Origin of the sequence: Erwinia artemisiae (assembly GCF_051400835.1) — a bacterium.
Taxonomy (GTDB): Bacteria; Pseudomonadota; Gammaproteobacteria; order Enterobacterales; family Enterobacteriaceae; genus Erwinia; species Erwinia aeris.
The window spans coordinates 360308-373928 of record NZ_JBLFFM010000002.1 but is presented as its reverse complement, the minus strand read 5'-3'; the positions used below and the strand labels follow the sequence as shown (position 1 = coordinate 373928).

The 13621-nt window shown below is 55.9% G+C and carries 13 protein-coding genes, 4 tRNA genes and 2 other RNA genes; all 19 read left to right on the top strand.

What is annotated here, in order from left to right; translation table 11 throughout:
• Nucleotides 1-3 precede the first annotated feature (3 nt).
• The 19 genes from odhB to ACMGEE_RS06255 all read left to right on the top strand — a co-directional run bounded on the left by odhB (nucleotide 4) and on the right by ACMGEE_RS06255 (nucleotide 13571).
• Entirely contained in the window at nucleotides 4-1218 is a 1215-nt protein-coding gene (gene odhB / locus ACMGEE_RS06345; RefSeq protein WP_253454877.1) for a 2-oxoglutarate dehydrogenase complex dihydrolipoyllysine-residue succinyltransferase, read from the top strand.
• A 106-nt stretch (nucleotides 1219-1324) separates the two neighbouring features.
• Nucleotides 1325-2491: an ADP-forming succinate--CoA ligase subunit beta gene (gene sucC, locus ACMGEE_RS06340; protein ID WP_125288609.1), complete on the top strand. Its 1167-nt coding sequence runs from the start codon at nucleotides 1325-1327 to the stop codon at nucleotides 2489-2491.
• On the top strand, nucleotides 2491-3363 hold the full coding sequence (gene sucD, locus ACMGEE_RS06335) for a succinate--CoA ligase subunit alpha (protein WP_125288610.1): 873 nt from the start codon (nucleotides 2491-2493) through the stop codon (nucleotides 3361-3363). The genes sucC and sucD overlap by 1 nt, the downstream gene beginning before the upstream one ends.
• Nucleotides 3364-3924: 561 nt before the next feature.
• Nucleotides 3925-5484 (top strand): cytochrome ubiquinol oxidase subunit I, encoded by a 1560-nt coding sequence (cydA, locus tag ACMGEE_RS06330; RefSeq protein WP_253454876.1) that lies wholly within the window; start codon nucleotides 3925-3927, stop codon nucleotides 5482-5484.
• Nucleotides 5485-5486: 2 nt separating this feature from the next.
• A complete protein-coding gene (gene cydB, locus ACMGEE_RS06325; protein WP_253454875.1) occupies nucleotides 5487-6626 on the top strand; it encodes a cytochrome d ubiquinol oxidase subunit II in 1140 nt (379 codons plus the stop codon).
• A gap of 15 nt (nucleotides 6627-6641) precedes the next feature.
• Nucleotides 6642-6737 (top strand): cytochrome bd-I oxidase subunit CydX, encoded by a 96-nt coding sequence (cydX, locus tag ACMGEE_RS06320; RefSeq protein WP_253454874.1) that lies wholly within the window; start codon nucleotides 6642-6644, stop codon nucleotides 6735-6737.
• Nucleotides 6738-7013: 276 nt separating this feature from the next.
• On the top strand, nucleotides 7014-7409 hold the full coding sequence (gene ybgC / locus ACMGEE_RS06315) for a tol-pal system-associated acyl-CoA thioesterase (RefSeq protein ID WP_301289557.1): 396 nt from the start codon (nucleotides 7014-7016) through the stop codon (nucleotides 7407-7409).
• Nucleotides 7410-7414: 5 nt separating this feature from the next.
• The gene (tolQ, locus tag ACMGEE_RS06310; RefSeq protein WP_253454872.1) at nucleotides 7415-8092 is read left to right on the top strand and encodes a Tol-Pal system protein TolQ; all 678 of its coding nucleotides are present in this window, start codon (nucleotides 7415-7417) and stop codon (nucleotides 8090-8092) included.
• A gap of 9 nt (nucleotides 8093-8101) precedes the next feature.
• Nucleotides 8102-8530 (top strand): colicin uptake protein TolR, encoded by a 429-nt coding sequence (tolR, locus tag ACMGEE_RS06305; RefSeq protein WP_125288616.1) that lies wholly within the window; start codon nucleotides 8102-8104, stop codon nucleotides 8528-8530.
• A gap of 26 nt (nucleotides 8531-8556) precedes the next feature.
• A complete protein-coding gene (gene tolA / locus ACMGEE_RS06300; RefSeq protein WP_436829812.1) occupies nucleotides 8557-9933 on the top strand; it encodes a cell envelope integrity protein TolA in 1377 nt (458 codons plus the stop codon).
• Nucleotides 9934-10066: 133 nt separating this feature from the next.
• The gene (tolB, locus tag ACMGEE_RS06295; RefSeq protein ID WP_253454869.1) at nucleotides 10067-11359 is read left to right on the top strand and encodes a Tol-Pal system beta propeller repeat protein TolB; all 1293 of its coding nucleotides are present in this window, start codon (nucleotides 10067-10069) and stop codon (nucleotides 11357-11359) included.
• Nucleotides 11360-11401: 42 nt separating this feature from the next.
• The gene (gene pal / locus ACMGEE_RS06290) at nucleotides 11402-11932 is read left to right on the top strand and encodes a peptidoglycan-associated lipoprotein Pal (protein ID WP_253454868.1); all 531 of its coding nucleotides are present in this window, start codon (nucleotides 11402-11404) and stop codon (nucleotides 11930-11932) included.
• A 9-nt stretch (nucleotides 11933-11941) separates the two neighbouring features.
• Nucleotides 11942-12730 carry a cell division protein CpoB gene (cpoB, locus tag ACMGEE_RS06285; protein WP_436829811.1) on the top strand — a complete coding sequence of 263 codons (789 nt, stop codon included), beginning with the start codon at nucleotides 11942-11944 and terminating at the stop codon, nucleotides 12728-12730.
• Between the two features lie 164 nt (nucleotides 12731-12894).
• Nucleotides 12895-12970, top strand: a tRNA-Lys gene (locus ACMGEE_RS06280).
• 13 nt (nucleotides 12971-12983) lie between these two features.
• A non-coding RNA gene (locus ACMGEE_RS06275) (RtT sRNA) lies at nucleotides 12984-13107 on the top strand.
• 32 nt (nucleotides 13108-13139) lie between these two features.
• Nucleotides 13140-13215 (top strand) — tRNA-Lys (locus ACMGEE_RS06270).
• Between the two features lie 12 nt (nucleotides 13216-13227).
• Nucleotides 13228-13351: non-coding RNA, RtT sRNA (locus ACMGEE_RS06265), on the top strand.
• 64 nt (nucleotides 13352-13415) lie between these two features.
• A tRNA-Val gene (locus tag ACMGEE_RS06260) sits at nucleotides 13416-13491 on the top strand.
• A gap of 4 nt (nucleotides 13492-13495) precedes the next feature.
• Nucleotides 13496-13571 (top strand) — tRNA-Lys (locus ACMGEE_RS06255).
• Nucleotides 13572-13621 lie beyond the last annotated feature (50 nt).

The window sequence follows — 13621 nt, the reverse complement described above, 5'->3', positions numbered from 1 at the left end:
ATAATGAGTAGCGTAGATATTCTCGTTCCCGACCTGCCTGAATCCGTCGCCGACGCCACCGTAGCGACCTGGCACAAAAAACCTGGCGACGCGGTCAGCCGTGACGAAGTGCTGGTAGAAATCGAAACCGACAAAGTGGTGCTGGAAGTGCCTGCTTCCGCCGACGGCGTGCTGGAAGCGATTCTGGAAGACGAAGGTGCCACCGTAACTTCTCGTCAGGCGCTGGGTCGCCTGAAAGAAGGCAACAGCGGCGGCAAAGAAAGCTCCGCCAAAACGGAAGAGAAAGAGTCTACTCCGGCGCAGCGCCAGAGCGCCTCGCTGGAAGAAGAGAGCAACGACGCGCTCAGCCCGGCTATCCGTCGCCTGATTGCCGAACACGGTCTGGAGCCGTCGGCGATCAAAGGCACCGGCGTGGGCGGACGTCTGACCCGTGAAGACGTAGAGAAACACCTGGCGAAAGCGCCAGCTGCCAAAGCCGCCGAGCCGAAAGCGGCTGAAGCCGCGCCTTCGCTGGCTGGCCGCAGCGAAAAACGCGTGCCGATGACTCGTCTGCGTAAGCGTATCGCCGAGCGTCTGCTGGAAGCGAAAAACAGCACCGCGATGCTGACCACGTTTAACGAAGTCAACATGCAGCCGATCATGAACCTGCGCAAGCAGTACGGCGAAGCCTTCGAAAAACGTCACGGCATCCGTCTGGGCTTTATGTCCTTCTACCTGAAAGCGGTAGTGGAAGCCCTGAAGCGCTTCCCGGAAGTTAACGCCTCTATCGACGGCGAAGATGTGGTTTACCACAACTACTTCGACGTCAGCATCGCGGTATCCACGCCGCGCGGCCTGGTTACGCCGGTGCTGAAAGATATCGATGCGCTGGGCATGGCGGATATCGAGAAAAAAATCAAAGAGCTGGCGATCAAAGGCCGTGACGGCAAGCTGACCGTAGACGAACTGACCGGCGGTAACTTCACCATTACCAACGGCGGCGTCTTCGGCTCGCTGATGTCCACGCCGATCATCAACCCACCGCAGAGTGCCATTCTGGGGATGCACGCGATCAAAGATCGTCCGATGGCGGTCAATGGTCAGGTGGTGATCCTGCCAATGATGTATCTGGCGCTCTCTTACGATCATCGCCTGATCGACGGCAAAGAGTCCGTGAGCTTCCTGGTCGCGATCAAAGAGCTGCTGGAAGATCCGTCTCGTCTGCTGCTGGACGTTTAATTCCTGTCGGGCGCGGTGAAAGCCGCGCTCAACCCTATGTGTGGCCAAAGCGCTGGCATACTGCCGGATTTGGCCAAGTCTTTTCCGAACTGGATGGATTAACAACATGAACTTACATGAATATCAGGCAAAACAGCTGTTTGGCCGGTATGGTTTACCGGCACCTGTCGGCTATGCCTGCACCACTCCACGCGAAGCAGAAGAAGCCGCTTCTAAAATTGGCGCTGGCCCGTGGGTCGTGAAATGTCAGGTTCATGCCGGAGGCCGTGGTAAAGCGGGCGGCGTGAAGGTAGTAAAAAGCAAAGAAGAGATCCGCGCATTTGCCGAGCACTGGCTGGGCAAGCGTCTGACCACTTACCAGACCGACGCTAACGGTCAGCCGGTCAACCAGATCCTGGTGGAAGCGGCAACCGACATCGATCAGGAACTTTACCTGGGCGCGGTCGTGGATCGCGGCACCCGTCGCGTAGTCTTTATGGCCTCGACCGAAGGCGGCGTGGAAATTGAAAAAGTGGCGGAAGAGACGCCGCATCTGATCCACAAAATGGCGCTGGATCCGTTAACCGGCCCGCAGCCTTATCAGGGCCGCGAGCTGGCGTTCAAACTGGGCCTGACCGGCAAACAGGTTGGTCAGTTCACCAAAATCTTTATGGGTCTGGCGACCATGTTCCTGGAGCGCGATCTGGCGCTGGTCGAAATCAACCCGCTGGTGATCACTAAGCAGGGCGATCTGATCTGCCTGGACGGCAAGCTGGGCGCAGACGGCAACGCGCTGTTCCGCCAGCCGGAGCTGCGTGAAATGCGCGATCCAAGCCAGGAAGACTCCCGCGAAGCGCACGCTGCGCAGTGGGAACTGAACTACGTGGCGCTGGAAGGCAATATCGGCTGTATGGTTAACGGCGCAGGCCTGGCGATGGGCACCATGGACATCGTGAAGCTGAGCGGCGGCCAGCCGGCTAACTTCCTGGACGTTGGCGGCGGCGCCACCAAAGAGCGCGTGACCGAAGCGTTCAAAATCATCCTTTCTGACGACGCGGTGAAGGCCGTCTTCGTCAACATCTTCGGCGGCATCGTCCGCTGCGACCTGATTGCTGACGGCATCATCGGCGCGGTAGCGGAAGTGGGCGTTAACGTGCCGGTCGTGGTGCGTCTGGAAGGAAACAATGCCGAGCTGGGCGCGCAGAAACTGGCGGACAGCGGCCTGAATATTATTGCAGCAACCAGCCTGAGCGACGCGGCGCAGCGCGTTGTTGCCGCAGCGGAGGGTAAATAATGTCCATTCTGATCGATAAAAACACCAAGGTAATCTGCCAGGGCTTCACCGGCGGACAGGGCACTTTCCACTCCGAGCAGGCGCTGGCTTACGGCACCCAGCTGGTTGGCGGCGTAACGCCAGGCAAAGGCGGCACCGAACATCTGGGCCTGCCGGTTTTTAATACCGTGCGTGAAGCGGTAGAAGCCACTGGCGCCACCGCCTCCGTAATTTACGTTCCGGCGCCGTTCTGCAAAGACGGCATCCTGGAAGCGATCGACGCGGGCATCAAACTGATTATCACCATCACCGAAGGTATCCCGACGCTGGATATGCTGACCGTGAAGGTGAAGCTGGATGAAGCGGGCGTGCGTATGATTGGCCCGAACTGCCCTGGCGTTATCACCCCAGGCGAATGCAAAATCGGCATCATGCCGGGCCACATTCATAAGCCAGGCCGTATCGGCATCGTGTCCCGTTCCGGCACGCTGACCTATGAAGCCGTGAAGCAGACTACCGATATCGGTTACGGCCAGTCCACCTGCGTGGGCATCGGCGGCGACCCGATCCCTGGCTCTAACTTTATCGATATCCTGAAACTGTTCCAGGACGATCCGCAGACTGAAGCGATCGTCATGATCGGCGAGATCGGCGGCAGTGCGGAAGAAGAAGCCGCCGCCTTTATCAAAGAGCACGTGACCAAGCCGGTTGTCGGCTATATCGCAGGCGTTACCGCGCCGAAAGGCAAGCGTATGGGCCACGCGGGCGCGATTATCGCAGGCGGTAAAGGCACGGCGGACGAGAAGTTCGCGGCGCTGGAAGCGGCCGGCGTGAAAACCGTGCGCAGCCTGGCCGATATCGGCGATGCGGTGAAAGCGGTTCTGCCGCAGTAAGCCGGATCCATCTTCTCATCAGGGCTGCCTCAGGGCAGCCTTTTTTATTTTTGCATTCATGCCGGAATATTGGTTAAGCTTTCTTATTAATAAGCTAATATAATGCAAAGCTTCCTGTAAAATAACGCGATAAAATTAACCCCGCCGGTTAATATTACAAAATTGTTTTCTGTATTGAATATTAATTAAATTAAATCATCCTCTTTGTTAAAGTAATCCCTTTCATATTTACTTTATCGCAATTAATTAATCGCGATCAAAGAAACGCAAGTTATTTACGCTTCGGAGGCTGGCTAAAAATCAGCTTTGGGATTAAATTGCTCTGCGTCAAAAAATCAGCTTTACGCTTTTAATTATAAAAAGGGACTTCCTGTGTCGATCGCAAATTTTCCCGATCGCTATCCTGCAAAAACAGCAACGGCGCGGGCCCGCTGATTTTTTCTCATTAACATTATTCACTTACCTACAGGGTTACGTCACCCCGATGAGGAGCGATCCTGTTGCGCCATACGCTGGCCGCCCGGCGCATGGACAAAACTGAGCACGGAGCAAGGAGTCAACATGTTAGATGTGGTCGAACTGTCGCGTTTACAGTTTGCGCTAACGGCGATGTACCATTTTCTGTTTGTCCCTTTAACGCTGGGAATGGCGTTTTTGCTGGCAATAATGGAAACGGTTTATGTGCTGTCAGGCAAACAAATCTATAAAGATATGACGAAATTCTGGGGGAAACTCTTCGGTATTAACTTTGCGCTTGGCGTGGCCACCGGCCTGACGATGGAATTCCAGTTCGGCACCAACTGGTCTTATTATTCCCATTACGTCGGCGATATATTCGGGGCGCCGCTGGCTATTGAAGGCCTGATGGCTTTTTTCCTTGAATCCACCTTTGTCGGCATGTTCTTTTTCGGCTGGGATCGGCTGAGTAAAGTGCAGCACCTGACGTGCACCTGGCTGCTGGCGTTAGGCTCTAACCTGTCGGCGCTGTGGATCCTGGTGGCGAACGGCTGGATGCAGAATCCCGTCGGCTCAGAATTCAATTTTGAAACCATGCGCATGGAGATGGTTAGCTTTTCCGAACTGATCCTCAATCCGGTGGCGCAGGTCAAATTTGTGCATACCGTTGCGGCAGGCTACACCTGCGGCGCCATGTTCATTATGGGCATCAGCGCCTTCTATCTGCTGCGCGGTCGCGATATCGCTTTTGCTAAGCGCTCTTTCGCTATTGCCGCCAGCTTCGGCATGGCAGCCGTTCTGGCCGTGATCCTGCTGGGCGACGAGTCGGGCTATGTGGTCGGCGACGTGCAGAAAACCAAGCTTGCCGCTATCGAAGCGGAATGGGAAACGCAGCCCGCGCCGGCGGCCTTTACGCTGTTCGGCCTGCCCGATCAGCAGGCGCAGCAAAACCGCTACGCCATTCAGATCCCCTGGGCGCTGGGCCTGATCGCTACCCGCTCTGTGGATCAACAGGTTACCGGCATCAAAGATCTGATGGCGCAGCATGAGATCCGCATCCGCAACGGGATGCGCGCTTACCAGCTGCTGGAACAGCTACGGGAAGGCAACAGCGATCCGGCAGTGCGCGCCGCCTTTAACCAGGCGAAGCAGGATTTGGGTTACGGGCTGCTGCTGAAACGCTATACGCCGAACGTGGCCGACGCCAGCGAGGCGCAGATCCGTCAGGCCACGCAGGATTCCATCCCACGCGTCGCGCCGCTCTATTTCGCTTTCCGCATCATGGTGGCGTGCGGCGTGCTGATGCTGCTGGTTACCCTCTGCTGTTTCTGGAGCGTCATCTGTAACCGCATTGGTCAAAGCCGCTTCCTGCTGAAATGCGCGCTGTACGGCATCCCGCTGCCGTGGATTGCTGCGGAAGCCGGCTGGTTTGTTGCCGAATATGGCCGCCAGCCGTGGGCGATTGGCGAAGTGCTGCCGACGGCCGTTGCCAACTCATCGCTGACCACGGGTCAAATCCTGTTTTCGCTGCTGCTTATCTGCGGGCTTTACACGCTGTTTTTGCTTGCCGAGATGTACCTGATGTTTAAGTTCGGCAGGCGCGGGCCAAGCAGCCTGAAAACAGGGCGTTATCACTTTGAACAGGCCACCGGAACAGGAGTTTAACCATGATCACCTATGAACTGTTGCGTTTCGTCTGGTGGGTACTGATTGGCGTGCTGCTGATCGGCTTCGCGGTTACCGACGGGTTTGATATGGGCGTTGGGATGCTTGGCCGTCTGATTGGCCGCAACGACGTTGAGCGCCGTATTATGATCAACACCATCGCGCCGCACTGGGACGGCAATCAGGTATGGCTTATCACCGCAGGCGGCGCGCTGTTTGCCGCCTGGCCGATGGTCTACGCCGCCGCCTTTTCCGGCTTTTATGTGGCGATGATGCTGGTGCTGGCCTCGCTGTTTTTCCGGCCGGTAGGATTCGACTACCGCTCCAAAATAGAAAATCCGCGCTGGCGCGGCATGTGGGACTGGGGCATTTTTATCGGCAGCTTTGTGCCGCCGCTGGTTATTGGCGTGGCGTTTGGCAATCTGTTACAGGGCGTGCCTTTCTATGCCGATGAATATCTGCGTCTGTTCTACACCGGCAGCTTCTTCCAGCTGCTGAACCCGTTTGCGCTGCTGGCAGGCGTGGTCAGCGTCACCATGATCCTGACTCAGGGCGCCACTTACCTACAAATGCGCACCACGGGTGAGCTGTATCTCAGATCCAAAACGATCGCGCAGATCGCCACGCTGGTGATGATGGCGGGCTTCGTGCTGGCCGGTATTTGGGTGAAGTACGGCATTGAAGGCTATCAGCTGGTGTCCACGCTGGATCACAATGCGGCTTCCAATCCGCTGGCGAAAGAAGTGACCCGCGTAGCGGGCGGCTGGCTGGTAAACTTTACCCATCAGCCGCTGCTGTGGATTATCCCGGCGCTGGGCGTGCTGCTGCCGCTGTTTACCGTTATCTGTTCACGGATGAATAAAGGCGGCTGGGCGTTTCTTTGCTCTTCGCTGACGGTAGCCTGCGTGATCCTGACGGCGGGCGTGGCGATGTTCCCGTTTGTGATGCCTTCCAGCAGCATGATGAACCATAGCCTGACCATGTGGGACGCCACTTCCAGCCTGCTGACGCTGAAAATCATGACCGTTACGGCCGCGATCTTTGTGCCGCTTATTCTGATTTACACCAGCTGGTGCTACTACAAAATGTTTGGCCGCATCACGCGCGCGCAGATAGAAGCCAACACGCATTCCCTTTACTGATTAAGGAGCAGAACGATGTGGTATTTTGCCTGGATCCTCGGCACGCTGCTGGCCTGCGCCATCGGGGTGATTACCGCGCTGGCTATCGAACATCTCGATAAGCGCGCATAAAAGAATTTTACTGCCTGCCGTAATAAAAGCGGGATAATAACGGATCGGTTCGCCGGTCCGTTTTTCCTGCTCGTCGCCGCTGCTCTCCTTCGTTAACCCGGCTTTTTTCAGCCCTGGGTTATGTCAGTAAACGTTTAAGATTTCTCCCTAAATCCACATAATTGTTTCCGGAAGATAATTATTTTGTTTAGCCTCTGGCAATCCATTCCAAAGGCGTATGCTCTTGCGTATAGTAGCAACGTTTAAAAAGTTATACCGGGATGTAGAGTGAGTACAATGCTTTTTCGATGGCCGGTGCGTGTCTACTATGAAGACACCGACGCCGGTGGCGTGGTTTACCATGCCAGCTATGTCGCTTTTTATGAACGGGCACGAACCGAGATGCTGCGCCAGCACCATTTCAGTCAACAGACGCTGCTGGAACAGCAGGTCGGTTTTGTCGTGCGTCGTCTCACGGTTGATTACCTGGCCGCCGCGCGTCTTGATGAACTTCTTGAGGTGCAGAGCGAGGTCGTCAACATGACCAGAACGACCATGACATTCGCACAACGTATTGTTAATGCAGAAGGCCGGACGCTGAATGAAGCCGAAGTCCTGATCGCCTGCATCAATCCACATCTGATGAAGCCCATTGCGCTTCCCAAGTCTATTGTCGCGGAGTTCAAGCAGTGACTGACATGAACGTTCTTGATTTGTTCCTGAAGGCGAGCCTTCTGGTCAAACTTATCATGTTGATTTTGATTGGCTTTTCTGTTGCCTCCTGGGCAATCATTATTCAGCGCACCCGTATTCTGAATGCGGCGGGCCGTGAAGCCGACGCGTTTGAAGACAAATTCTGGTCGGGCATTGAGCTGTCGCGCCTGTATCAGGAAAGCCAGGCGCGCCGTGATGAGCTGGCCGGATCTGAACAAATTTTCTATGCCGGCTTTAAAGAGTTCGCCCGGTTGCATCGTGCCAACAACCACGCGCCGGAAGCGGTGGTGGAAGGCGCAACGCGCGCCATGCGCATCTCGCTGAACCGTGAGCTGGAAGCGCTGGAAAACCATATTCCTTTCCTGGGCACGGTTGGCTCGATCAGTCCTTACATCGGCCTGTTCGGTACGGTCTGGGGCATCATGCACGCCTTTATCGCGCTGGGCGCGGTAAAACAGGCCACGCTGCAGATGGTGGCGCCGGGGATTGCCGAAGCGCTGATCGCGACCGCTATCGGTCTGTTTGCCGCTATTCCGGCAGTTATGGCGTATAACCGCCTCAACCAGCGCGTGAACAAGCTGGAGCAGAATTACGATAACTTTATGGAAGAGTTCACCGCTATTCTGCACCGTCAGGCTTTCTCCAGCGAGAACAGCAGGTAGGAGTGACCTATGGCCAGAACGCGCGGTCGCCGTAAACGCGACCTGAAGTCCGAAATCAATATTGTTCCGCTGCTCGACGTTCTGCTGGTACTGCTGCTGATCTTTATGGCGACGGCGCCGATTATCACCCAGAGCGTAGAGGTGGATCTGCCGGACGCCACGGATTCCAAAACGGTGTCCAGCGACGATAATCCGCCGGTGATTGTTGAAGTGGCGGGCGTGGGACAATACACCCTGGTGGTCGATCACGATCGCATGGAACAGCTGCCGCCGGAGCAGGTCGTCGCTGAAGCGCAGCGCCGTATCGAAGCGAATCCGAAGACGGTGTTTCTGATCGGCGGCGCGAAAGAGGTGCCTTACGATGAGATCATCAAGGCGCTGAACCTGCTGCATCAGGCGGGCGTGAAGTCGGTTGGATTAATGACGCAGCCGATTTAATTTCGGACCGTTTTTGGGAATCGAAAGTGTCGAAGGTAACCGAACAGAACGATAAGTTAAAACGCGCCATCATCATTTCAGTGATCCTGCATATCTTTCTGATTGCGTTACTGATCTGGAGCTCGTTTGACGAACATATCGACGCCAGCAGCGGCGGCGGCGGGGGTAGCGACATTGATGCCGTCATGGTGGATCCTGGCGCTATCGTCGAGCAGTACAACCGCCAGCAGAATCAGCAGAGCGACAGCCAGCGCGCCGAGCAGCAGCGTCAAAAGCAGGCGAAGCAGCAGGCGGAAGAGCTACAGCAGAAGCAGGCTGCGGAACAGCAGCGTCTGAAAGCGCTGGAAAAAGAGCGGCTGGAGGCGAAGCAGGAAGCGGCGCAGGCGGCGGAACAGAAGAAAGCGGAAGAGGCCGCGAAGCAGGCCGCAGAACAGCAAAAAGCTGAGGAAGCGGCGAAGCAGGCGGCCGAGCAGCAGGCCGCGGCGCAGGCAGAGGCGAAAGCCAAAGCCCAGGCGGATGCCAAAGCGGCCGCGACAGCAGAAGCGAAAGCCAAAGCCCAGGCGGATGCCAAAGCGCAGGCCGATACGCAGGCGAAAGCCGCGGCGGACGCGCAGAAGAAAGCGGAAGCCGAAGCGAAAAAAGCCGCGGCGGATGCAAAAAAAGAAGCGGAAGAAAAAGCGGCCGCGGCGGCGCAGGCGGCTAAAGTGAAAGCGGCGCAGGAGGCAAAAGCCAAAGCGCAGGCCGATGCGAAAGCCCAGGCTGCCGCCGAAGCGAAGGCGGCGAAAGAAAAAGCCGCCGAAGAAGCCAAAGAGAAAGCGGCGCAGCAGGCGAAAGAAGCCAAAGAAAAAGCGGCCGAGGCGGCGAAGGCAAAAGCGGCTGAGGAAGCAAAAGAGAAAGCCGAAGCGGCGGCGAAAGCGAAGGCCGAAGCGGCGGCAAAAGCCAAAGCGGACGCAGCCGCAAAAGCGAAAGCGGCGGCCGATGCGAAGAAGAAAGCCGCGGCGGAAGCGGCTAAAGAGAGCAGCGACGTCGACGACCTGCTGGGCGGCCTGACCTCCGGCAAGAACGCGCCAAAAGAGGGTAAAACCGGCGGCGCGGGCGCGGCGGGGCAGGGCAACCAGAAGAAATCGGGTGCCTCCGGCGCCGCTATCGACAGCTACCTTGGCCAGGTACAGAGCGCTATCCAGAGCAAGTTTTATGACGCGGATACGTTTAAAGGACGCACCTGTAACGTGCATATCAAGCTGGCGCCGGACGGGATGTTGATTTCGGCCACCCCGGCAGGCGGCGATCCGGCGCTGTGTCAGGCGGCTATTAACGCTGCCCGCATGGCGAGGATCCCGAAACCGCCAAGCACGGATGTGTATCAGGCGGTGAAAGAGGCGACGTTAATCTTCAAACCGTAAGATTAGCTGTAAGAAGATGCCAGGACGCGGCAGGTTGAACTATGGTCAACTTGCCGTACTCTATAAATGCACCATTGGTTTGTTGAAACACTGCTAATTATCGTGGACGTAGCGTTCAGGTAAGGGAGAGAAGATGAAGCAGGCATTACGAGTAGCACTAAGTTTCCTGATGCTGTTTGTCGCTATGGCGCATGCAGAAGTTCGCATTGAGATTACCCAGGGCGTTAACACCGCACGTCCTATCGGCGTAGTCCCGTTTAAATGGGCTGGCCCGGGCGCAGCCCCGGAAGATATTGGCGGCATCGTGGCGGCGGATTTACGCAACAGCGGCAAATTCAATCCGCTGGATCGCGCTCGTCTGCCACAGCAGCCAGGCACCGCAGCGGAAGTGCAGCCTGCTGCATGGACCGCGCTGGGTATTGATGCGGTGGTGGTCGGGCAAATCCAGCCTGGCGCCGACGGCAGCTATACCGTTTCTTATCAGCTGGTGGATACCTCCGGTAATCCGGGCACCGTGCTGGCGCAGAATCAGTACAAGGTGACTAAACAATGGTTGCGCTACGCGGCGCATACGGCCAGCGATGAAAGCTTTGAAAAGCTGACCGGCATCAAAGGCGCGTTCCGTACCCGTATCGCCTATGTGGTGCAGACCAACGGCGGCCAGTTCCCGTATGAGCTGCGCGTATCCGACTATGACGGCTATAACCAGTTTGTGGTGCACCGTTCGCCTGAGCCGCTGATGTCTCCGGCCTGGTCGAAAGATGGCAGCAAGCTGGCCTATGTGACCTTTGAAAGCGGCAAATCGGCGCTGGTGATCCAGACGCTGGCCAACGGCGCTATCCGCCAGGTTGCTTCTTTCCCTCGTCATAACGGCGCGCCTGCGTTCTCGCCTGACGGCAGCAAGCTGGCGTTCACCCTGTCGAAATCCGGCAGCATGAATCTTTACGTGATGGACTTAGGTTCAGGCCAGATGCGTCAGATCACCGACGGCCGCTATAACAGCACTGAACCTACCTGGTTCCCGGACAGCCAGACGCTGGCCTATACCTCGGATCAGGCCGGTCGTCCACAAATCTATAAAATTGGTGTAAACGGCGGCGCGCCGCAGCGTCTGACCTGGGAAGGCTCTCAGAACCAGAACGCCGATGTCAGCACCGATGGAAAATCTCTGGTGATGGTAAGCACCAACGGCGGTGCGCAACATATCGCCAGACAAGATCTGGAAACGGGAGCCGTTCAACAATTAACGGACACGTTCCTGGATGAAACGCCGAGCCTCGCGCCAAACGGCACTATGGTTATCTACAGCGCTACTCAAGGCATGGGATCCGTACTGCAGCTGGTGTCGACCGACGGTCGTTTCAAAGCGCGTCTTCCGGCTACTGATGGACAGGTAAAATCACCTGCCTGGTCGCCGTATCTGTGATGCATATAAATATGTATGGCAAACAATAATAGGATTGTAGAAATGCAACTGAATAAAGTGCTGAAAGGCTTAATGCTGGCACTGCCAGTTATCGCAGTGGCTGCATGTAGCTCACACAAAAACAACAACAACGACCAGACCAGCGGTATGGGTATGGGCGATGACGCAAACGGCGGCATGAACAGCGGCATGAACGGCGGCAATATGTCCTCCGACGAGCAGGCGCGCCTGCAGATGCAGCAGCTGCAACGCAACAACATCGTGTACTTCGGTCTGGACAAGTATGACATCCAGTCTGAATTCGCTCAGATGCTGGACGCGCACGCTACTTTCCTGCGTAACAACCCGTCTTACAAAGTGACTGTAGAAGGTCATGCGGATGAGCGTGGTACGCCAGAGTACAACATCGCCCTGGGCGAGCGTCGTGCTACTGCCGTTAAAATGTACCTGCAGGGCAAAGGCGTTTCTGCTGACCAGATCTCTATCGTTTCTTACGGTAAAGAGAAGCCAGCCGTACTGGGCCACGACGAATCGGCTTACGCCAAAAACCGTCGTGCCGTACTGGTATACTAAGAGAATCATATGATTAGTAACTTCAGACTTCACTTGCTGGGTCTGTCGTTACTGGTTGGCGTAGCGGCCCCCTGGGCCGCTAATGCCCAGGCGTCAATCAGTAACGTAGGTTCAGGCTCGGTCGAAGACCGCGTCACCTCGCTTGAGCGTATCTCTAACGCGCAGGCACAGCTTCTTCAGCAATTTCAGCAGCAGCTTGCCGACAACCAGCGTGACATTGATTCGCTGCGTGGTCAGATTCAGGAAAACCAGTATCAGCTTAACCAGATCACCGAACGCCAGAAGAATCTCTATCAGCAGATAGATACGCTGAGCAGCGGCGCGTCTGCGCAGCCTCAGGCGTCTTCAGGCGCTACGGCTCCGGCAGCGGCCGCAGAAGGCGCTACAGCCAGCGACAGCGCTTCTGCTGCGCCGACGCAGGGTGGCGACGCCAACAGCGACTACAACGCGGCTGTGGCGCTGGTATTGGAGAAAAAGCAGAACGAGCAGGCTATCGCTGCGTTCCAGGCTTTTATCAAGAAGTATCCGGATTCAACCTACCAGCCGAATGCTAACTACTGGCTGGGACAGCTGAATTACAACAAGGGTAAAAAAGACGACGCGGCCTACTATTTCGCCACCGTAGTGAAAAATTACCCTAAATCGCCGAAAAGCGCGGATGCGCTGTATAAAGTGGGTGTGATCATGCAGGAGAAGGGCGACAGCGCGAAAGCGAAAGCCGTCTACCAGCAGGTGATCAAACAGTATCCAAACACCGACGTGGCGAAACAAGCGCAAAAACGTGCGGCTGCGCTGTAATTAACCGCTTACGAACGGGTTTAGCCTAATTTATGGCCCGGTCGGGTGAAACTCAGGCAGTTGAACAAGTTATCTGAAAATAGTGGTTGCGCTGAAACGGTAAATCAGTAATATATGCCGCCGTTGCCGGGACATATGTTAAAACGTTCTGACAGCGTAAAAGTGGGTCGTTAGCTCAGTTGGTAGAGCAGTTGACTTTTAATCAATTGGTCGCAGGTTCGAATCCTGCACGACCCACCACTAATTAAGTAGTGACAAAAGGTAAGCGTGAAGGATTTGAACCTGCAGCAGGTTCGGTTAAGCGAAGCGAAACAACGTTGCGTTAAGCAACGGGCCGACAGGCCGAGGGACGCCGAGTCATCCTGCACGACCCACCACTAATTAAGTAGTAAGCAGTACCGCATGATGCGGGTCGTTAGCTCAGTTGGTAGAGCAGTTGACTTTTAATCAATTGGTCGCAGGTTCGAATCCTGCACGACCCACCATTACTAAATGGTAACCGCTGTAAAACGTGAAGGATGTGAACCTGCAGCAGGTTCGGTTGAGCGAAGCGAAACAACGTTGCGTTAAGCAACGGGCCAGCAGGCCGAGGAACGCCGAGTCATCCTGCACGACCCACCATTACTAAAATGGTAACCGCTGTAAAACGTGAAGGATTATCTTTCACGAAAAGAAGTACCGAAGTGGGTGATTAGCTCAGTTGGTAGAGCATCTCCTTTACACGGAGGGGGTCGGCGGTTCGAGCCCGTCATCACCCACCACTTCGGGTCGTTAGCTCAGTTGGTAGAGCAGTTGACTTTTAATCAATTGGTCGCAGGTTCGAATCCTGCACGACCCACCAATGTAGAAAGGCGCCCTAAAGGCGCCTTTTTGCCGTTTGTAATTCGGGCA